20 protein-coding genes and 1 other RNA gene are annotated in these 20,161 nt (G+C 54.9%); 16 read left to right on the forward strand and 5 right to left on the reverse strand.

Annotated elements, in window-relative coordinates:
• Positions 1 to 16 precede the first annotated feature (16 nt).
• The 9 genes from D5067_RS04050 (at position 17) to mscS (ending at position 9,649) form a co-directional block, all read left to right on the forward strand.
• Entirely contained in the window at positions 17 to 1,396 is a 1,380-nt protein-coding gene (locus D5067_RS04050; protein ID WP_119936172.1) for a PTS mannitol transporter subunit IIBC, read from the forward strand.
• Positions 1,397 to 1,419: 23 nt separating this feature from the next.
• Positions 1,420 to 2,697, forward strand: coding sequence for a zinc-binding dehydrogenase (locus tag D5067_RS04055; protein WP_119936171.1), 1,278 nt, complete (start codon positions 1,420 to 1,422; stop codon positions 2,695 to 2,697).
• On the forward strand, positions 2,694 to 3,665 hold the full coding sequence (gene glpX, locus D5067_RS04060) for a class II fructose-bisphosphatase (RefSeq protein ID WP_119936170.1): 972 nt from the start codon (positions 2,694 to 2,696) through the stop codon (positions 3,663 to 3,665). The genes D5067_RS04055 and glpX overlap by 4 nt, the downstream gene beginning before the upstream one ends.
• A 15-nt stretch (positions 3,666 to 3,680) precedes the next feature.
• Positions 3,681 to 4,190 carry an MltR family transcriptional regulator gene (locus D5067_RS04065; protein ID WP_119936169.1) on the forward strand — a complete coding sequence of 170 codons (510 nt, stop codon included), beginning with the start codon at positions 3,681 to 3,683 and terminating at the stop codon, positions 4,188 to 4,190.
• A complete protein-coding gene (locus D5067_RS04070; RefSeq protein WP_119936168.1) occupies positions 4,187 to 4,897 on the forward strand; it encodes a nucleoside/nucleotide kinase family protein in 711 nt (236 codons plus the stop codon). The genes D5067_RS04065 and D5067_RS04070 overlap by 4 nt, the downstream gene beginning before the upstream one ends.
• A gap of 304 nt (positions 4,898 to 5,201) precedes the next feature.
• Positions 5,202 to 6,221: an erythrose-4-phosphate dehydrogenase gene (epd, locus tag D5067_RS04075; RefSeq protein WP_119936167.1), complete on the forward strand. Its 1,020-nt coding sequence runs from the start codon at positions 5,202 to 5,204 to the stop codon at positions 6,219 to 6,221.
• Between the two features lie 49 nt (positions 6,222 to 6,270).
• On the forward strand, positions 6,271 to 7,434 hold the full coding sequence (gene pgk / locus D5067_RS04080) for a phosphoglycerate kinase (protein ID WP_100779013.1): 1,164 nt from the start codon (positions 6,271 to 6,273) through the stop codon (positions 7,432 to 7,434).
• A 92-nt stretch (positions 7,435 to 7,526) separates the two neighbouring features.
• Positions 7,527 to 8,606, forward strand: a complete 1,080-nt coding sequence (fbaA, locus tag D5067_RS04085; RefSeq protein WP_119936166.1) for a class II fructose-bisphosphate aldolase — start codon at positions 7,527 to 7,529, stop codon at positions 8,604 to 8,606.
• 188 nt (positions 8,607 to 8,794) lie between these two features.
• Positions 8,795 to 9,649: a small-conductance mechanosensitive channel MscS gene (gene mscS, locus D5067_RS04090; RefSeq protein ID WP_119936165.1), complete on the forward strand. Its 855-nt coding sequence runs from the start codon at positions 8,795 to 8,797 to the stop codon at positions 9,647 to 9,649.
• Here the strand turns inward: mscS and D5067_RS04095 are convergent.
• Complete coding sequence (locus D5067_RS04095; protein WP_235843277.1) at positions 9,624 to 10,730, reverse strand: type 2 periplasmic-binding domain-containing protein; 1,107 nt, start codon at positions 10,728 to 10,730, stop codon at positions 9,624 to 9,626. The genes mscS and D5067_RS04095 overlap by 26 nt on opposite strands.
• Positions 10,731 to 10,930: 200 nt before the next feature.
• Here D5067_RS04095 and argO point away from each other — a divergent pair, with 200 nt between their 5' ends.
• Both argO and D5067_RS04105 read left to right on the forward strand, forming a co-directional pair.
• Positions 10,931 to 11,566 carry an arginine exporter ArgO gene (gene argO, locus D5067_RS04100; RefSeq protein ID WP_119936164.1) on the forward strand — a complete coding sequence of 212 codons (636 nt, stop codon included), beginning with the start codon at positions 10,931 to 10,933 and terminating at the stop codon, positions 11,564 to 11,566.
• A 93-nt stretch (positions 11,567 to 11,659) separates the two neighbouring features.
• Complete coding sequence (locus D5067_RS04105; protein WP_119936163.1) at positions 11,660 to 12,394, forward strand: oxidative stress defense protein; 735 nt, start codon at positions 11,660 to 11,662, stop codon at positions 12,392 to 12,394.
• A gap of 42 nt (positions 12,395 to 12,436) precedes the next feature.
• Here D5067_RS04105 and argP read toward each other — a convergent pair whose 3' ends face one another.
• Positions 12,437 to 13,330: a DNA-binding transcriptional regulator ArgP gene (gene argP / locus D5067_RS04110; protein WP_119936162.1), complete on the reverse strand. Its 894-nt coding sequence runs from the start codon at positions 13,328 to 13,330 to the stop codon at positions 12,437 to 12,439.
• 127 nt (positions 13,331 to 13,457) lie between these two features.
• On the opposite strand from argP, the gene rpiA reads away from it, so the two are divergent.
• Entirely contained in the window at positions 13,458 to 14,117 is a 660-nt protein-coding gene (gene rpiA, locus D5067_RS04115) for a ribose-5-phosphate isomerase RpiA (RefSeq protein WP_062772996.1), read from the forward strand.
• A gap of 266 nt (positions 14,118 to 14,383) precedes the next feature.
• A complete protein-coding gene (serA, locus tag D5067_RS04120) occupies positions 14,384 to 15,616 on the forward strand; it encodes a phosphoglycerate dehydrogenase (RefSeq protein ID WP_119936161.1) in 1,233 nt (410 codons plus the stop codon).
• A gap of 102 nt (positions 15,617 to 15,718) precedes the next feature.
• Here serA and D5067_RS04125 read toward each other — a convergent pair whose 3' ends face one another.
• The 3 genes from D5067_RS04125 to zapA all read right to left on the reverse strand — a co-directional run bounded on the left by D5067_RS04125 (position 15,719) and on the right by zapA (position 16,894).
• Entirely contained in the window at positions 15,719 to 16,315 is a 597-nt protein-coding gene (locus D5067_RS04125; protein WP_119936160.1) for a 5-formyltetrahydrofolate cyclo-ligase, read from the reverse strand.
• 24 nt (positions 16,316 to 16,339) lie between these two features.
• Positions 16,340 to 16,523, reverse strand: a non-coding RNA gene (gene ssrS / locus D5067_RS04130) — 6S RNA.
• A 41-nt stretch (positions 16,524 to 16,564) separates the two neighbouring features.
• On the reverse strand, positions 16,565 to 16,894 hold the full coding sequence (gene zapA, locus D5067_RS04135) for a cell division protein ZapA (protein ID WP_006811891.1): 330 nt from the start codon (positions 16,892 to 16,894) through the stop codon (positions 16,565 to 16,567).
• 167 nt (positions 16,895 to 17,061) lie between these two features.
• Between zapA and D5067_RS04140 the strand changes: the two genes are divergently transcribed.
• The 3 genes from D5067_RS04140 to ubiH are packed head-to-tail and all read left to right on the forward strand — an operon-like array spanning position 17,062 to position 20,160.
• Positions 17,062 to 17,640, forward strand: coding sequence for a YecA/YgfB family protein (locus D5067_RS04140; RefSeq protein ID WP_125914856.1), 579 nt, complete (start codon positions 17,062 to 17,064; stop codon positions 17,638 to 17,640).
• Positions 17,641 to 17,671: 31 nt separating this feature from the next.
• Entirely contained in the window at positions 17,672 to 18,985 is a 1,314-nt protein-coding gene (gene pepP, locus D5067_RS04145) for a Xaa-Pro aminopeptidase (protein ID WP_119936282.1), read from the forward strand.
• Complete coding sequence (ubiH, locus tag D5067_RS04150; protein ID WP_119936158.1) at positions 18,982 to 20,160, forward strand: 2-octaprenyl-6-methoxyphenyl hydroxylase; 1,179 nt, start codon at positions 18,982 to 18,984, stop codon at positions 20,158 to 20,160. Before pepP ends, ubiH begins: the two co-directional genes overlap by 4 nt.
• Position 20,161 lies beyond the last annotated feature (1 nt).

Here is a 20,161-nt window from a genome sequence, read left to right on the forward strand (position 1 = left end):
TTTACAGGACATTATTATGGAACACAAGTCTGCTCGTGCAAAGGTCCAGGCTTTTGGGGGCTTTTTGACTGCGATGGTCATCCCCAATATTGGCGCTTTTATTGCTTGGGGATTTATTACCGCATTATTTATTCCAACCGGCTGGATGCCAAATGAGCACTTCGCTAAAATTGTCGGCCCGATGATCACCTATTTACTGCCGGTTATGATTGGCTCAACCGGCGGACACCTGGTTGGCGGCAAACGTGGCGCGGTCATGGGGGGGATCGGTACTATCGGCGTAATTATCGGCGCGGATATTCCTATGTTCCTCGGCTCAATGATCATGGGGCCACTCGGCGGTCTGGTGATTAAGCACATCGACCGGCTGCTGGATAAGCGCATTCCCGCTGGTTTTGAGATGGTCATCAACAACTTCTCGCTGGGCATTGCCGGCATGCTCCTCTGCCTGCTGGGGTTTGAAGTGATCGGCCCTGCGGTGTTAATTGCCAATAACTTTATCAAAGAATGTATTGAAGCACTGGTGCATGCGGGCTATTTGCCGCTGCTGTCGCTGATTAACGAACCGGCTAAAATCCTGTTTCTGAATAACGCTATCGATCAGGGGGTTTATTATCCGCTGGGAATGCAGCAGGCGTCCGAGACGGGAAAATCCATCTTCTTTATGGTGGCTTCCAACCCTGGGCCGGGATTAGGTCTGCTGCTGGCTTTTACTTTTTTTGGCAAAGGGATGGCGAAGAAGTCAGCGCCCGGCGCGATGATTATCCACTTCCTGGGCGGCATTCACGAGCTCTATTTCCCTTACGTACTGATGAAACCGCTGACGCTGATTGCGATGATCGCTGGCGGCATGAGCGGAACGTGGATATTTAATTTGTTGGGCGGCGGGCTGGTTGCTGGCCCAAGTCCGGGTTCGATTTTTGCCTATCTCGCGTTAACGCCTAAGGGTGCTTTTCTCGCAACGATTGCTGGCGTAACGGCAGGCACGCTGGTCTCTTTTGCAGTCACCTCCCTGATCTTAAAAATGGATAAAAGCCATGAAGCTGAAACGGAAGATACTTTCGGTGATTCTGCCAAAGCCGTAAAAGCCATGAAGCAGGAAGGCAAGTTTTCTTATCGGGATATTAAGCGCATCGCTTTTGTCTGCGATGCCGGAATGGGCTCCAGCGCTATGGGCGCGACGACGTTCCGTAAGCGTCTGGAAAAAGCCGGGCGAGATATCGAAGTAACACATTACGCCATCGAAAATGTGCCTGACAACGCGGACATTATTGTTACCCATGCCAGTCTGGAGGGGCGCGCTAAACGAGTCAGTGACAAACCGTTGGTGTTGATAAAAAACTATCTCGGCGATCCGCAGCTTGACGATCTCTTTAAGCAATTAACGGCGAATTAATCTAACTTGTTTCTGGAGTCAATATGAAAACGAAAGTGGCTGCCATTTATGGCAAGCAGGATGTACGTATCCGCGAATTTGAATTGCCCGAAATAAACGACAATGAACTTCTGGTGAGCGTAATTTCCGACAGCGTCTGTTTATCCACCTGGAAGGCGGCGAAATTAGGCAGTGAACATAAACGCGTGCCGGACGATCTGGAGAACCATCCGGTTATTACCGGGCATGAATGCGCCGGGGTGATTGTTGAGGTCGGGAAAAATCTGGCCGATAAATATAAAAAAGGTCAGCGCTTTGTATTACAACCGGCTATGGGATTGCCGAGCGGTTATTCTGCCGGCTACAGCTATGAATATTTTGGCGGCAATGCGACGTATATGATTATCCCTGAAATCGCGATTAATTTGGGCTGCGTTTTACCTTATCACGGCTCCTATTTTGCGGCAGCTTCGCTGGCTGAACCGATGTGCTGTATTATCGGTGCGTATAACGCCAATTATCATACGACGCAATATGTCTATGAGCACCGGATGGGCGTGAAGCCGGGAGGGAACATAGCGCTTCTTGCCTGCGCCGGGCCAATGGGGATTGGCGCTATTGATTATGCGATTAACGGCGGAATTCAACCCTCGCGCGTTGTGGTGGTGGATATTGATGAGGCCCGCCTCGCGCAGGCAAAAAAATTACTGCCGGTTGCGCTGGCGGCTCAAAAGGGCATTGAACTTATTTATGTCAATACCTCCGGAATGGAGAACCCTGCCGCTGCGCTACGCGCGCTGACGGATAATGCCGGCTTTGACGACGTGTTTGTCTATGCCGCAGTTCCTGCGGTCATCGAACTGGCGGACGATCTTCTCGCCGAGGACGGGTGCCTGAATTTCTTCGCCGGACCAACGGACGGCAATTTCAAGGTGCCGTTCAATTTTTACAATGTCCATTACAACAGTACGCACGTGGTGGGCACCTCGGGCGGCTCGACGGAAGACATGAAAGAGGCGATTACGCTGAGCGCAACGGGCCAGCTTCAGCCGTCGTTTATGGTGACCCACATCGGCGGCCTCGATGCAGTGCCCCACACGGTGCTCAATCTGCCGGACATTCCTGGTGGCAAGAAGCTTATCTATAACGGAGTCACCCTGCCGTTAACGGCCATTGCCGATTTTGCCGAAAAAGGCAAAACCGACCCGCTGTTCCGCGAGCTGGCAAGGCTGGTGGAAGAGACCCATGGCATCTGGAATGAAAAAGCAGAGCGCTATCTTCTGGCGCAGTTTGGGGTGGATATTGGGGAGGCTGAGGCATGATGTCTCTGGCGTGGCCGCTCTTTCGCGTGACCGAACAGGCGGCGCTGGCCGCCTGGCCGCAAACCGGGTGCGGCGATAAAAACCGGATCGACGGGCTGGCGGTAACCGCCATGCGCGAGGCGCTAAACGCGATAGCGATTCGCGGGCGTATTGTCATCGGCGAAGGTGAGATCGACCATGCGCCAATGCTGTGGATTGGTGAGGAGGTCGGAAGTGGCGTTGGCCCGGCGGTGGATATTGCCGTCGATCCCATTGAGGGCACCCGCATGGTAGCGATGGGACAAAGCAATGCGCTGGCAGTGATGGCGTTCGCCCCGCAGGGAAGCCTGTTTCATGCCCCTGATATGTATATGAAGAAACTGGTGGTTAATGCCGCGGCGGCGGGGGCAATCAGCCTTGAGCTCCCGCTGGCGGAGAACCTTCGCAACGTTGCCCGGGCCCTGGGCAAGCCGCTTGAGCATCTGCGGATGGTTACGCTGGACAAACCGCGCCTGCAAAATGCTATCGCCGAGGCGACACGGATGGGGGTGAAAGTGTTCGCTCTGCCCGATGGTGACGTCGCTGCCAGCGTACTGACCTGCTTACAGGATAATCCCTATGATCTGATGTATACCGTAGGCGGTGCGCCAGAAGGCGTGATCTCCGCCTGCGCGGTGAAAGCGCTGGGCGGCGATATGCAGGCGGAGCTGATCGACTTTTGTGAAGCGAAAGGAGAGAGCCCTGAGAACCATCGGGTTGCTATGCAGGAGCACCGTCGTTGCGCGGAGATGGGCGTGGAGGTCAATCGTATCTATACCCTGGAGGAACTGGTGGGGGGAAATGACATTTTGTTCAGCGCGACGGGCGTGACGGGAGGCGATCTGGTTAAAGGTATTCAACAGGCTGCGAAGGGTGTACGCACGCAAACTTTACTGATCGGCGGCGCAGACCGAACGTGTAATATAATAGACTCTCTGCATTCATGGTGATTTATCGAGATACAAATGACGACGCTGACAGAAGACGATGTGCTTGAGCAACTGGATGCTCAGAATAACCTCCTCGCATTTATGACGACGGCACAGTCTTTTTTACTCCAGGGCATTAAATGTTTTCTGCCGTCGCTGTTTGTCGATAACGATGAAGAGATCGTGGAATATGCAGTGAAGCCGTTACTCGCCCAGAGTGGGCCGCTTGATGATATCGACGTGGCGCTACGCTTAATTTATGCGCTGGGAAAAATGGACAAATGGCTCTACGCAGACATTACGCATTTTTCTCAGTTTTATCAGTATCTGAATGAACAGGATGCGGTCCCGGGCTTCGCCGATGACATCACCTGGGATTTTATCAGTAACGTCAATTGTATCACCCGTAACGCGACGTTATACGGCGCGCTGGAGTCGATGAAATTTGCTGATTTTGCCGCATGGTCTGAGGTTCGCTTTACCGCGATGATCAAAACGGCGCTAACCCTGGCGGTAACGACAATTTTAAAGGAACTGACGCCGTGAAAATTGGGCTAAAGGTCAATGGGCTACACGTAGAAGCACACTATCCTGATGACGAAATTGAAAATGTTCATAAGCCTTTGCTTCGTCAGCTGGCGAAACGGCATTTCGACAGCCCCAGCAGACGAACGATTGTTTTTCTCAGCGCCCCGCCCGGTACGGGCAAGTCCACGCTGACCGCCTTCTGGGAATACCTCTCTCATCAGACGGAGGGGCTCGCTCCGATTCAGACGTTGCCAATGGATGGTTTTCATCACTACAACGTCTGGCTGGAAGCGCATAACCTGCGCGCGTACAAAGGCGCCCCGGAGACCTTTGATGTTGACAGGCTGGCGCAACATCTGCGGCAGATAAAAGAGGGCGACGGTACCTGGCCGCAGTATGACCGGCAAACGCACGACCCTGTCGAAGGGGCGATCGTGGTAACGGCACCCATCGTGATTGTTGAGGGTAACTGGTTACTGCTCGATGATGAACGATGGCGAGCGCTGATAGAATACTGTGATTTTTCATTGTTTATTCGCGCGCCTGCCGAAGCATTACGCACGCGCCTGGTGGGACGTAAGCTGGCCGGGGGGCTCTCTCTGACCGATGCCGAAGCGTTTTATGCCCGCACCGATGGGCCAAACGTGGAACGGGTTCTGCGTCATAGCCGACCTGCCCGCGTGGAGCTCAGCATGTCGGCAAACGGGGAATACCGTCTCGTCTGATCCTGTGTGACTCTCAGGGGGCCGTTTCGCTGGGGCATCGCTCGACCCGCCGCGTTTCACGTGGCGGGAAGAATAGGGGTTATTCCGGAAAAATGTGATGGAGATCAGATAAAATCGCTCTTAATCTGGACAGACATTCCTTTTATTCCCCGATTCGCTTATTCTTGCTGAAGCGTTTCAGTCGATTAAATGTTCGACAATTGACCAATCAATCGCAGTTTGTGATAGCAAGGATTCCCCTTCGGGCGTCGCTGGATTACTCTTTCAGCCACCTCAAACTCAGGGATAGCTTTGCAGGAGATCTATGACCGTACGCGTAGCGATTAATGGCTTCGGTCGCATCGGGCGTAACGTGGTTCGTGCTTTATATGAATCCGGGCGTCGTGCGGAAATCACCGTGGTGGCAATCAATGAACTGGCGGATGCTACGGGCATGGCGCATTTGTTGAAATATGACACCAGCCACGGCCGCTTTGCCTGGGACGTTCGCCAGGAAAGAGAACAGCTGTTTGTCGGTGATGATGCGATCCGCGTGCTGCATGAAAGCAGCATTGAAGGGCTACCGTGGCGTGAACTGGGTGTGGATGTGGTGCTGGACTGTACCGGCGTGTACGGCAGCCGTGAACACGGCGAAGCGCACCTGAAAGCGGGCGCGAAAAAAGTCCTGTTTTCCCATCCCGGCAGCCACGATCTTGACGCCACCGTCGTCTTCGGTGTGAACCAGCATGAGCTGGAAGCTGAACACCGCATTGTCTCCAACGCCTCCTGTACCACCAACTGCATTATTCCGGTCATCAAACTGTTAGACGATGCGTATGGCATTGAATCCGGCACCGTAACCACGATTCACTCCGCCATGCACGATCAGCAGGTTATCGACGCCTATCATCCGGACTTACGACGCACTCGCGCGGCGAGTCAGTCAATCATTCCGGTGGATACTAAACTGGCTGCAGGGATCACCCGAATTTTCCCGCAGTTTAACGACCGTTTCGAAGCGATTGCCGTGCGCGTTCCAACGATTAACGTCACCGCAATCGACCTCAGCGTAACGGTAAAAAAACCGGTAAAAGCCTGCGAAGTCAACCTGTTGCTGCAAAAAGCGGCACAGGGTGCATTTCATGGTATAGTTGACTATACGGAATTACCGTTGGTCTCAGTAGATTTTAACCACGACCCGCACAGTGCCATTGTTGACGGTACGCAAACGCGAGTCAGTGGCGCACACCTTATCAAGACGCTGGTCTGGTGTGATAACGAATGGGGCTTTGCTAACCGAATGCTCGACACCACGTTAGCAATGGCCGCGAAAGGTTTCAGGTAAGACGCATCGTGCGTCTGCAAAACTTTAAGAATCAACGAGAGGATTCACCATGTCTGTAATTAAGATGACCGATCTGGATCTGGCAGGTAAACGCGTTTTCATCCGTGCCGATCTGAACGTACCGGTTAAAGATGGCAAAGTGACCAGCGACGCGCGTATTCGTGCATCTCTGCCAACCATCGAGCTGGCTCTGAAGCAGGGCGCTAAAGTGATGGTAACCTCCCACCTGGGTCGTCCAACTGAAGGCGAGTACAACGAAGAGTTCTCTCTGCTGCCGGTTGTTAATTACCTGAAAGACAAACTGTCCAGCCCGGTTCGCCTGGTGAAAGATTACCTGGACGGCGTTGAAGTTGCTGCCGGTGAACTGGTTGTTCTGGAAAACGTTCGCTTCAACAAAGGCGAAAAGAAAGACGACGAAGCGCTGTCCAAAAAATACGCTGCACTGTGCGACGTATTCGTGATGGATGCATTCGGTACTGCTCACCGTGCGCAGGCTTCTACCCACGGTATCGGTAAATTCGCAGACGTTGCTTGCGCAGGTCCTCTGCTGGCTGACGAACTGGAAGCACTGGGTAAAGCACTGAAAGAACCAGCGCGTCCAATGGTCGCTATCGTTGGCGGTTCTAAAGTTTCTACCAAACTGACCGTTCTGGATTCCCTGTCAAAAATCGCTGACCAGCTGATCGTTGGCGGTGGTATCGCGAACACCTTCGTTGCCGCTCAAGGCCACAACGTCGGTAAGTCCCTGTACGAAGCGGACCTGGTTGACGAAGCGAAACGCCTCCTGACCACCTGTGATATCCCAGTCCCAACTGACGTACGCGTAGCGACCGAGTTCTCTGAAACCGCTACCGCGACCCTGAAATCTGTAAACGACATCAAAGATGAAGAGCAGATTCTGGACCTGGGCGACGTTTCTGCACAGAAACTGGCTGATATCCTGAAAAACGCAAAAACTATCCTGTGGAACGGTCCTGTTGGCGTGTTCGAATTCCCGAACTTCCGCAAAGGTACTGAAATCGTTGCTAACGCAATCGCAGACAGCGAAGCGTTCTCTATCGCAGGCGGCGGTGACACCCTGGCAGCTATCGACCTGTTCGGTATCTCAGACAAGATCTCCTACATCTCCACTGGCGGCGGCGCATTCCTCGAGTTCGTGGAAGGCAAAGTACTGCCGGCAGTAGCAATGCTCGAAGAGCGCGCTAAGAAGTAAGCCATTCAAGGGCAGGGAAACCTGCCCAATTTTCAGCGCGCTTTTAAGAGCACGCATCTTTTCTAACGGCCGAAGATACAGGACTAAGCAACATGTCTAAAATTTTTGATTTCGTAAAACCTGGCGTTATCACCGGTGATGACGTACAGAAAGTGTTCCAGGTAGCTAAAGAAAACAACTTCGCTCTGCCAGCAGTTAACTGCGTGGGTACCGACTCCATCAACGCCGTACTGGAAACTGCAGCCAAAGTTAAAGCTCCAGTTATCGTTCAGTTCTCTAACGGTGGCGCTGCGTTCATCGCAGGTAAAGGCGTGAAAACTGACGTTCCTCAGGGCGCTGCAATCCTGGGTGCTATCTCTGGTGCGCACCACGTACACCAGATGGCTGAACACTACGGTGTTCCAGTTATCCTGCACACTGACCACTGCGCGAAGAAACTGCTGCCGTGGATCGACGGCCTGCTGGACGCGGGTGAAAAACACTTCGCGGCAACCGGTAAGCCACTGTTCTCTTCTCACATGATCGACCTGTCTGAAGAGTCTCTGCACGAAAACATCGAAATCTGCTCCAAATACCTGGCGCGCATGGCCAAAATGGACATGACTCTGGAAATCGAACTGGGTTGCACCGGTGGTGAAGAAGACGGCGTGGACAACAGCCACATGGACGCTTCTGCACTGTACACCCAGCCAGAAGACGTTGACTACGCGTACACCGAGCTGAGCAAAATCAGCCCACGCTTCACCATTGCGGCGTCCTTCGGTAACGTGCACGGCGTTTACAAACCAGGTAACGTGGTTCTGACCCCGACCATCCTGCGTGATTCTCAGGAATACGTGTCCAAGAAACACAACCTGCCGCACAACAGCCTGAACTTCGTCTTCCACGGCGGTTCCGGTTCTTCTGCTCAGGAAATCAAAGACTCCGTAAGCTACGGCGTAGTGAAAATGAACATCGATACCGATACCCAGTGGGCAACATGGGACGGTATCCTGGGCTACTACAAAACTAACGAAGCTTACCTGCAGGGTCAGCTGGGCAACCCGAAAGGCGAAGACCAGCCGAACAAGAAATACTACGATCCGCGCGTATGGCTGCGTGCTGCCCAGACTTCAATGATCACGCGTCTGGAGCAGGCATTCAAAGAACTGAACGCGGTTGACGTTCTGTAATTTGAGCTGCTAAACGCCTCAGAAAGGTCCGCAAACGCGGGCCTTTTTTTATGCCTTTTCAATAGCCTGATATCTCCGTTTTTGTGATCTGTTTGGCAATATCGTCGCTTTTTGTTTACCCTTTACTGACCTGCCTGTCTCTCTATGGGATGGTTTTTTGTGATTTGGTTTAGCAAAAGGATGGATGAATGGAAGATCTCGGTGTAGTAGATGGCATCAACAACGCGGGAACCTGGCTGGTGCGCAACCAGGCTCTCCTGATTAGCTATGCAGTGAATATTGCGGCAGCGATTGCCATCATTGTCGTGGGGATGATAATTGCCCGTACGGTTTCAAGAGGCGTCAACCGCGTCATGCTGGCTCGTCATATCGACGCAACCGTTGCTGATTTTCTTTCTGCGCTGGTGCGTTACGGGATCATCGCCTTCACCCTGATTGCGGCAATGGGCCGTGTCGGCGTACAAACCGCTTCGGTCATTGCCGTGCTGGGTGCCGCCGGTTTGGCCGTGGGTCTGGCACTTCAGGGCTCGCTGGCAAACCTTGCGGCTGGCGTGCTGCTGGTGACGTTCCGACCTTTCCGCGCCGGGGAATATGTCGATCTCGGCGGTACAGCGGGTACCGTGCTGAACGTGCAAATTTTCTCCACCACGCTGCGCTCGGCGGATGGCAAAATTGTTATCGTGCCAAACAAGAAGGTCATTGATGGCAACATCACCAACTTCTCACGCGAGCCGGTTCGCCGTAATGAACTCCTCATCGGGGTTGGCTATGATTCCGATACCGAGCTGGTGAAAAAGCTGATTACCGATATTATCGAATCAGATGACCGCATTCTTAAAGATCGCGAAATGACCGTTCGCCTGAACGAGCTGGGCGCGTCATCCATTAATTTTGTGGTGCGCATCTGGAGTAAAAGCGGCGATCTGCAGAACGTTTACTGGGATGTACTGGAACGCATCAAGCGTGACTTTGACGCCAACGGCATCAGCTTCCCGTATCCGCAGATGGATGTGAACTTCAAAAAAGTGAAAGAAGCTGACTAACGTCCGTCAGCTCAGACAACGCCCGCATTTCATGCGGGCGTTTAGCCTCAAGCAGCAGGCGTAGCTCGTGCATCAATTTGCCTGCGTCCCTATTACCCTTACTTTCCTGTTGTCGTACCCATTCTTCCTGAACCTCTTGATATCGCGTTGCTTTCTGCCATTCCATTTGCTCATCACGGCTCAGAAGATGGAGCTTAGCGCCTTCGTTTTCCAGACGCGCGGTGAGAGAAGCCAGCCCGCTGTCCAACGCCGCACCGAGTTGTTTCTCTGTGGTTTCGGCTGCACGACGAATAGCAAGACGATCCCGCTCGTCCAGTGCGTTTAAGGTGTCCTTATTTATAACCAGAAGATAGATATGCCCCAGCCAGAGCGCAGGAGAATAATGAATGTAGGGCGCAGCGCGCTGCGCATGTATGTCATCTCCGCTATCGAGATTCACCATAAGGCCATTCAACTGTCCCGCGCGCAACGCGTCGGTAATCTTGTCATTCCAGGGCATTGCCAGGGTAACTCCGCCCGCATTGCGCAAAAATGACTGATGCCAGAAGCTGGCCGTTCGCCATTTTGTTCCCTCTAGCTGATTCAGCTCAACGTCTGGCTGACGGGTAAAGAACCCGACCGGATACCCCAGGAAGAACTGCAGATTCACCAGGTTATTCTGCCCAAGCTCGCGGGCAAACTGAGGGTGTTGCTGGAACACGCGATGAAAGAAGCTCACCTGAGCCTCGCCGTTTTCAGGCCCCAGGGGAAAGCTTTTGAATATTTGATGAAGCGGCAGTTGCTCAGCCGTATATTCAGGGACAACGATGCCAATATCAGCTCTGGTGCCCTGGCCAAGCGTATTTAGCGCATTGTAACTACTTGATATATCGCCTTCCCAGTGGGCTTCAATTTTCAGGCGGCCTTGCGATTCTTTTTCAATCTCACTAAAGAAAACGTTTTTTATAAATTGCGTACGCATATTGCCGTACGGTTCGTGGTCCGTGTAACGAAGTATCTTTTCTGCACTCGCTATGGTCGGAAATGCCGTTAAGAGCGCAAAAATGGCGGAGATGACCGTTGCAACGCCTTGATGTTTCATATGATTTCCTGTGAGATTTTTTCGGCCTGTAGCAATACAGCATACGCCGGGTCTCGCGAGGACTGCTTTTATAAAATCTTAATAGTGCATACAGCAGTATTTTATTAGTGATTCTAATTAATCATTAAAATTTTAAATTTTATCTAATGATGTTCACGCAGTATAGTCTGCACGTAGAGAAAACTGTCTGAGAGTTATCAATGTTAACTTACTATTTTCAAGGGCTTGCATTGGGTGCGGCCATGATCCTTCCCCTCGGCCCGCAGAATGCGTTTGTGATGAACCAGGGCATACGCCGTCAGTATCACCTGATGATTGCGCTGCTGTGCGCGGTCAGCGATTTACTGCTAATTTGCGCCGGGATATTTGGCGGCAGCGCCCTGCTGATGCAGTCGCCGTGGCTGCTGGCGCTGGTCACCTGGGGCGGAGTGGCATTCCTGCTGTGGTACGGTTTCGGCGCTCTGAAAACGGCGATGAGCAGCAACCTCGAACTGGCAAGCGCGGAAGTGATGAAGCAGGGGCGCTGGAAGATCATCGTCACCATGCTGGCTGTTACCTGGCTTAACCCGCATGTCTATCTTGATACCTTCGTGGTGCTGGGCAGCCTGGGTGGGCAGCTGGACGTTGAGCCAAAACGCTGGTTCGCGCTCGGCACGGTGAGCGCCTCTTTCCTCTGGTTCTTTAGCCTTGCGATTCTGGCCGCGTGGCTGGCCCCCCGTCTGCGCACCGCGAAAGCGCAGCGCATTATCAACACGCTGGTGGGACTGGTTATGTGGTTTATCGCCTTCCAGCTGGCGAAAGAGGGGATTCATCACGTACAGGGTTTGTTCAACTAAGCGTTTGTCTTATGGACATCTTCATAAGACGCGCTAAGCTTGCTGGCATGCGCCCTGGTATCAGGGCACTCTTCGCAACATGGAGGAATGACAGTGAAGTTTAAAGTGATGGCCCTGGCGGCATTGGTTGGTTTAGGTGCGGTGTCGGTGCAGGCGAATGAACTGCCAAACGGCCCGCACATCGTCACCTCAGGCACCGCAAGCGTGGACGCGGTACCGGATGTTGCAACCCTGGCAATTGAAGTGAACGTGGCCGCAAAAGATGCTGCTACCGCCAAGAAACAGGCAGACGATCGCGTTGCGCAATATCTCTCTTTCCTTGAGCAAAACGGCGTAGGTAAAAAAGATATCAGCTCCGCTAACCTGCGTACCCAGCCGGATTATGACTATCAGAACGGCAAAAGCATTCTGAAAGGCTACCGTGCCGTGCGTACAGTGGAAGTGACCGTGCGCCAGCTTGATAAGCTGAATTCCCTGCTGGACGGCGCGCTGAAGGCGGGTCTGAATGAAATTCGCTCCGTGTCACTGGGCGTTGCGCAACCGGAGAAGTACAAAGACGAAGCGCGTAAAGCGGCAATTGATGATGCAGTTCATCAGGCGCAGCAGCTGGCGTCAGGCTTTAAGAGCAAGCTCGGCCCGGTGTATAGCGTGCGTTATCACGTCTCTAACTATCAGCCAAGCCCGATGGTGCGGATGATGAAGGCGGATGCCGCGCCGGTTTCTGCTCAGGAAACCTACGAGCAGCCGACCATTCAGTTCGACGATCAGGTTGATGTGGTGTTCCAGCTGGAGCCTGCTGCGTCAGAGCAGCCGAAACCCGCTCAATAATCTGCAGGCCGGGCAGGCGATAGCGCCACCCGGCTTTTCTTTCTAATCCTGCCTCAATACCTTATGCCCGAACGCCAGCAGCGCGTCAGTGACGTTGCGCATCATGCGGCTTTCCGGCGCAAAACGGTGCCAGTACAGCATCCGGCGCTGATACAGGCCCGGCGTTAAGTCAATCAGCTCGCCGCTTTTCAACTCTCGCTCAATCTGCAGGTGTGGGATCATGCAGCAGGTCGTGCCCTGGCGTGCGAGCTGCACAAAGGCTTCAGACGAGTTCACGATGTGGCACGGCACGCTGCCCGGCGGCAGATCGAAGTTTTGCTGCAGGAAGGCCTGATGCATGTCGTCCAGATGGTCAAAGGCGACGGCAGGCGCTTTCAGCAGCGCGGCGCGGGTGACGCCGTTCGGGAAGTAGCGATCGGCAAAGGCTTTTGAACCGACAAACAGATAGTCCAGCGCGCCCAGCTGATCCACCAGACAGCTTGGCAGCGCCTGAGGCTGGATACTGACGGCCCCAACCACTTCGCCGCGGCGCAGGCGCTCCTGAGTGCGGGTTTCATCTTCTACCTGCAAATTCAGTCGGATAGGAGAATCGGCCAGCACCGGCGCAAGCGCAGGCAGCAGCCAGGTTGCCAGACTGTCGGCGTTCACCGCCAGCGAGAGCAGCAGCGGCGTAGAGCCGGTCTGTTCGTCTCCCAGCCACTCGTCTTCCAGCAGCTCAACCTGACGCAGCAGGGCAAGCAGCTTTTGGCCTTGCTCCGTTGGACGCGGCGGAACGGTACGCACCAGCAGCGGTTGCCCGAACATGTTTTCAAGCTGTTTGATACGCTGTGAGACGGCGGACTGAGTAATACACAGCTTCTGCGCCGCGCGCTCAAAACCGCGTTCACGAATAACCGCATCAAGTGCCTGTAGTGTTCTGTAGTCCGGACGTTTCATTGCTCTGGCTGACTCCTTAATTTTGCTTAATCTGCACTATGACACAATTTTCCCTTCGTGACAGACGAATTCCACCCCACGTGTTCTATAATGCGCCCTAAGTTTTCACACCACAGGCAAAACGATCATGACGCAGGATGAACTGAAAAAAGCAGTAGGATGGGCCGCTCTCCAGTACGTACAGCCGGGCACCATTGTGGGTGTTGGCACCGGGTCAACGGCGGCACACTTTATCGATGCATTGGGCACGATGAAAGGGCAGATCGAGGGCGCTGTTTCCAGCTCCGATGCTTCCACGGAAAAGCTGAAAAGCCTCGGCATTACCGTTTTTGATTTGAATGAAGTGGATCGTCTGGGGATTTACGTGGACGGCGCGGATGAGATAAACGGCCATATGCAGATGATCAAGGGCGGCGGCGCGGCGCTGACGCGTGAAAAGATCATCGCGTCTGTTGCAGACAAGTTCATCTGTATCGCGGATGCCTCCAAGCAGGTAGATATCCTCGGTAACTTCCCGCTGCCGGTTGAAGTGATCCCGATGGCCCGCAGCGCGGTCGCGCGCGAGCTGGTGAAGCTGGGCGGCCGTCCGGAATACCGCCAGGGCGTCCTTACCGATAACGGTAACGTGATCCTTGACGTTCACGGCCTGGAAATTCTCGACGCGATAGCGCTGGAAAATGCCATTAACGGCATTCCGGGCGTAGTCACCGTAGGGTTATTCGCCAACCGTGGCGCGGACGTCGCGCTGATTGGCACCGCTGACGGCGTGAAAACCATCGTAAAATGATCTGACGGGGGGAGTCCTCCCCCCGCTTAAAAATTTTTGAAAAGCTAAATTCGGTGACTTGTGTCACGTTTTTGCGCCTCTTTTGCCGATCCTGCCGCTTTCGTAAATTTGCACAGCATTTTCCTCTGTCATTTTGCCCTGTATGACTTTTCTTCAGAGTGCCGACGCAAACGTTCATATTGCTGCAATAGTTTTTTTTGATATGTTGGCTATAGCGGATTCAAATCCAGCACAACATCAGTTCAGACAAAAACAGGGTCGGGTAAATGGCAAAGGTATCACTGGAGAAAGACAAGATTAAATTCCTGCTGGTCGAGGGCGTGCATCAAAAAGCAATCGATAGCCTTCGTGCGGCAGGGTACACCAACATCGAATTTCACAAAGGCGCGCTCGATACCGAAGAGCTGAAAGCGTCCATCCGTGATGCCCACTTCATTGGCCTGCGATCCCGCACTCACCTGACTGAAGACATTATTGCTGCGGCGGAAAAGCTGGTGGCTATCGGCTGTTTCTGCATCGGCACCAACCAGGTTGACCTGAACGCTGCCGCTAAACGCGGTATTCCCGTCTTCAACGCCCCGTTTTCCAACACCCGCTCCGTGGCGGAGCTGGTGATTGGCGAACTGCTGCTGCTGCTGCGCGGCATTCCTGAAGCCAACGCCAAGGCGCACCGCGGCGTGTGGAACAAGCTGGCGTCCGGCTCTTTCGAAGCGCGCGGCAAGAAGCTTGGCATTATCGGCTATGGCCACATCGGCACCCAGCTCGGCATTCTGGCTGAATCTCTCGGCATGCATGTCTTCTTCTACGACATTGAAAGCAAGCTGCCGCTGGGCAACGCTACTCAGGTTCAACATCTGTCTGACCTGCTTAACATGAGCGACGTGGTGAGCCTGCACGTTCCGGAAAATGCCTCAACCAAAAACATGATGGGAGCTGAAGAGCTGGCGCTGATGAAGCCGGGCTCTCTGCTGATCAACGCCGCGCGCGGTACGGTTGTCGATATCCCCGCGCTGGCGGATGCCCTGAAGCGTAAACATCTGGCAGGTGCGGCGATTGACGTCTTCCCGACGGAGCCTGCCACCAACAGCGATCCGTTCACCTCTCCGCTGTGCGAGTTCGACAACGTGATCCTGACGCCGCACATCGGCGGCTCCACGCAGGAAGCCCAGGAGAATATCGGCCTGGAAGTGGCGGGTAAGCTGAGCAAATACTCCGACAACGGTTCGACGCTCTCTGCGGTTAACTTCCCGGAAGTGTCTCTGCCGCTGCACGGCGGCCGTCGTCTGCTGCACATTCATGAAAACCGTCCTGGCGTGCTGACCGCCATCAACCAGATCTTCGCAGAGCAGGGCGTCAACATTGCCGCACAGTATCTGCAGACGAACTCGCAGATGGGCTACGTGGTGATTGATATCGAAGCGACGGAAGAGGTTGCCGAGAAAGCGCTGCAGGGCATGAAGGCGATTCCGGGGACGATTCGCGCGCGTCTGCTTTACTGATTGTGCGGTCTGTGGTGTCGGGTGGCGGCTACGCCTTACCCGACCTACAGAGTCCGAGGAATGATGTAGGCCGGGTAAGGCGTAGCGCCACCCGGCTTTATTCTACCAAAGCCACGTTTTACTGGGCGTCACCACCGCCGGCAACGGCACATCCCACTTCTCCACCGGTAATGCCTCCACGCCCTGACAATCATGCGCGTAACCCACCGGCTGTAACCCATGCTGCTGCCAGTTTTGCAGCGTCCTGTCGTAAAAACCGCCGCCCATCCCTAAGCGCTGACCCTGTTCATCAAACGCTACCAGCGGCGTAATCAGCACATCCAGCCCGGAGAGCGGCAGCACGTCGCGTACGTCAAGTTTAGGTTCGGTGATTTTCAGGCGGTTCACCACCAGCTCGCTGTGCGGATGGTAGTGCAGAAACAGCAGGTTTCCCGGGCTGAATGGATGAAGGACCGGCAGATAAACTTTCTTCCCGGCGCGCCAGAGCTGCTCTATGAGCGGCTGCGTATCCAGCTCGCCGTCAAACGAGAGAAACAGGGCCACGGTGTTTGCCATCAGCACGGGCGGATAGGCCATCATACGCGCGGCGGCCTGCTGGGCGAATTCGGATTGTTGCTCGGGCGTTAAGGCACGACGACGCTTGCGAATTAACTGACGGATGTCCTGGCGTGAAGCAGAAACTTCAGGGAATTGGGTCATGGTAGTCGGTAGAAGAAAAGAGAGGGAATCTCCGAGATGCCGCCGCAGGCTGTAACCCTTGAACCCTTGGTTCAAGGTGAATGTGTCGTCATAGTTTTAAGGCTTCTCGGACGAACCGAGCATGCTCACCAACCATGGAGCGCCACATTCTTGTGGTATGAAATATCGGCTCAGGGGACTGGCCCGCTTGCGAACATCTCAGAGAAATTTTGTCTTCCCAGTTACTCTACCATAGTCAACTGGGAAGTGTTATTCAAACTTTGGTCCCGGTCTTTCGGGATTGCGACCTTGATCAAGTAGTGCCTGTTCAATGGTCTGCTGGAGCATTTTAATGCGCTGCTCCATGCTAGCCGCGTAGTCGCGGGTCTTCGCTTTTTCCTGAGTCAGTTCATAGCTGATGTTCAACGCGGCGATGAAAACCAGCTGCTCAGTATTTGTGACTCTAGTGCGTTCTTTTAGATCTTGCAACCGCTGATTCAAATCGTCCGCGGCCTGATTCAAAGCATCCCTTTGTTCAGGCGGACAATTCACTCGCAGTGAACGGCCAAAAATCTGGAGATCGACGGGTTGTGCAGACATGCCACCTTCCTGCTGATTGACTGCGCTACCTTCGCTTACGGCCCCGGGGGCTGCGAAGGGGCGACACTATAGCTACCCTGATGTGAAGATACAAGCCCTTTTCTGGTATCACCAGGGTCCAAAGTGGTAGCATATCATGAATCTTCCCTCAACGATGACGAATGCGCATGTCTATACAGAACGAAATGCCTGGTTACAAGGATTTAAACCAGTTACTGAACCAGCAGGGCGTGGGTTTAACCCCTGCTGAAATGCACGGTCTGATCAGTGGCATGCTGTGCGGTGGAAACAGCGACAGCTCCTGGCAGCCGCTGATCCACGACCTCACGAATGAAGGGCTGGCGTTTGGTCACGAGCTGGCGGAAGCGCTGCGTAAAATGCACGCGACGACCAGCGATTCGCTGGAAGACGATGGCTTCCTTTTTCAGCTTTATCTGCCTGACGGCGACGACGTCAGCGTGTTCGATCGCGCAGACGCCCTCGCCGGTTGGGTAAACCACTATCTGCTGGGGCTGGGCGTGTCTCAGCCGAAGCTCGATAAAGTGACCGGCGAGGCGGGTGAAGCGATCGACGACCTGCGCAACATTGCGCAGCTTGGCTACGACGAAGACGAAGACCAGGAAGAGCTGGAAATGTCTCTCGAAGAGATTATCGAGTACGTGCGCGTGGCGGCGCTGCTGTGCCACGACACCTTTACGCGCTCGCAGCCAACCGCGCCGGAAGTCAGAAAACCAACCTTACATTAAGAAAAATAACGCACAGGAGGGTGTCATGGTTATCTCGAATCAAGAGTATTCACGCCGTCGTCAGGCGCTGTTAGCCAGCATGCAGCCGGGAAGCGCCGCGCTGATTTTTGCCGCGCCCGAAGTGACGCGCAGCGCCGACAGCGAATACCCCTATCGTCAAAGCAGCGATTTCTGGTACTTCACCGGCTTTAACGAGCCGGAAGCGGTGCTGGTGCTGATTAAGAGCAATGACACCCATAACCACAGCGTGATTTTTAACCGCGTGCGCGATCTGACGGCCGAAATCTGGTTTGGCCGCCGCCTGGGGCAAGAGGCCGCACCGGAAAAGCTGGGCGTTGACCGCGCGCTGGCCTTTAGCGAAATCAACCAGCAGCTTTACCAGCTGCTCAACGGTCTGGACGTGCTGTATCACGCCCAGGGCGAATATGCCTATGCGGACGAGATTGTCTTCACCGCGCTGGACAAGCTGCGTAAAGGCTCGCGACAGAACCTCTCTGCACCCGCCACGCTGACGGACTGGCGTCCGGTGGTGCACGAGATGCGCCTGTTCAAGTCTGAAGAAGAGCTTGCGGTGATGCGTCGTGCGGGTGAAATCAGCGCCCTGGCACATACCCGTGCGATGGAAAAATGCCGTCCCGGCATGTTCGAATATCAGCTGGAAGGCGAAATTCAGCATGAGTTTAACCGCCACGGCGCGCGCTTCCCGTCCTACAACACCATTGTCGGCGGCGGGGAAAACGGCTGCATTCTGCACTACACCGAGAACGAAAGCGCGCTGCGCGACGGTGACCTGGTGCTGATAGACGCGGGCTGCGAATATCTTGGCTACGCGGGCGATATCACCCGAACGTTCCCGGTGAACGGCAAATTCTCACCCGCTCAGCGTGAGGTTTACGACATCGTACTCGACTCTCTGGAAACCGCGCTGACGCTGTTCCGCCCGGGCACCTCCATTCAGGACGTGACAGGCGAAGTGGTGCGCATCATGATTACCGGCCTGGTAAAACTCGGCATCCTGAAAGGGGATGTCGACGTGCTAATTACCGAAAATGCCCACCGCCCGTACTTTATGCACGGCCTGAGCCACTGGCTGGGTCTGGACGTGCATGATGTGGGCGCGTATGGCCCCGAGCGTTCGCGCGTGCTGGAGCCGGGCATGGTGTTAACCGTTGAGCCGGGCCTGTACATCGCGCCGGATGCCGACGTGCCGGAAGCCTATCGTGGCATTGGCATTCGCATTGAAGACGACATCGTCATCACCGAAACCGGCAACGAAAACCTGACCGCGACCGTGGTGAAAAAAGCGGACGACATTGAGGCGCTGATGGCAGCGGCACGCGTATGAGCGCGATCATCGTTGGCGGCGGGATGACCGGTGCCACGCTGGCGCTGGCAATTTCGCATCTGACGAAAGGCCAGCTCCCGGTCCATCTTGTGGAAGCCGTTGCCCCGCAGGCGACGAACCACCCCGGTTTTGACTCGCGCGCCATTGCCCTGGCGCAGGGCACCTGTCAGCAGCTTTCACGCATTGGTATCTGGCAGGCGATTGCCGACTGCGCTACGGCGATTAACACCGTGCACGTCAGCGATCGCGGCCATGCCGGGTTTGTGACGCTGGATGCGCAGGATTACCGTATTGAAGCGCTTGGGCAGGTTGTAGAGCTGCATGATGTTGGCCTGCGCCTGTTCCGTTTGTTACAGGATGCGCCAGGCGTAACGCTGCACTGTCCGGCACGCGTGGCCAGCTTTAGCCGCAGCGAAGACGCGGTCAGCGTGACGCTGGAAAACGGGTCCGTTCTTGACGGCCAGCTTCTGGTGGCGGCAGACGGTTCGCGTTCTGCGCTTGGCACCCGGTGCGGCGTTGAGTGGCGACAGCAGCCTTACGGGCAGGTCGCCGTTATCGCGAACGTCTCCACCGCAGGAGCACACCGCGGCAGGGCGTTTGAGCGCTTCACGCAGCACGGCCCGCTGGCGATGCTGCCGATGTCGGACGGGCGCTGCTCGCTGGTGTGGTGTCACGCCCAGGACAGGGCCGATGAGGTGAAGTCCTGGTCCGACGAGCGCTTCTGTACGGAGCTGCAAAAAGCCTTCGGCTGGCGGCTGGGTAGGATCACCCATGCGGGAAAACGTTCGGTTTATCCGCTGTCGCTGACCACGGCCTCCCGGTCAATATCCCACCGCGTCGCGCTGGTGGGCAATGCCGCCCAGACGCTGCACCCGATTGCAGGACAGGGTTTCAACCTTGGCCTGAGGGACGTGATGAGCCTCGCCGAGTCGCTGGCGCAGGCATGGGGCGAGCAAAAAGACTGCGGCGCGTATACCGTATTAAGCCATTATCAGAAGCGTCGCCAGACCGATAAAGAGGCGACAATCGGCGTCACCGATGGGTTAGTCCATCTGTTTGCCAATCGCTGGGCACCGCTGGTTGCGGGTCGCAACCTCGGGCTGATGGCGATGGAACTGTTCATTCCGGCACGTGACGTGCTGGCGCAGCGGACCCTTGGCTGGGTCGCGCGTTAAG

Origin of the sequence: Enterobacter huaxiensis, assembly GCF_003594935.2 — a bacterium.
Lineage (GTDB): Bacteria > Pseudomonadota > Gammaproteobacteria > Enterobacterales > Enterobacteriaceae > Enterobacter > Enterobacter huaxiensis.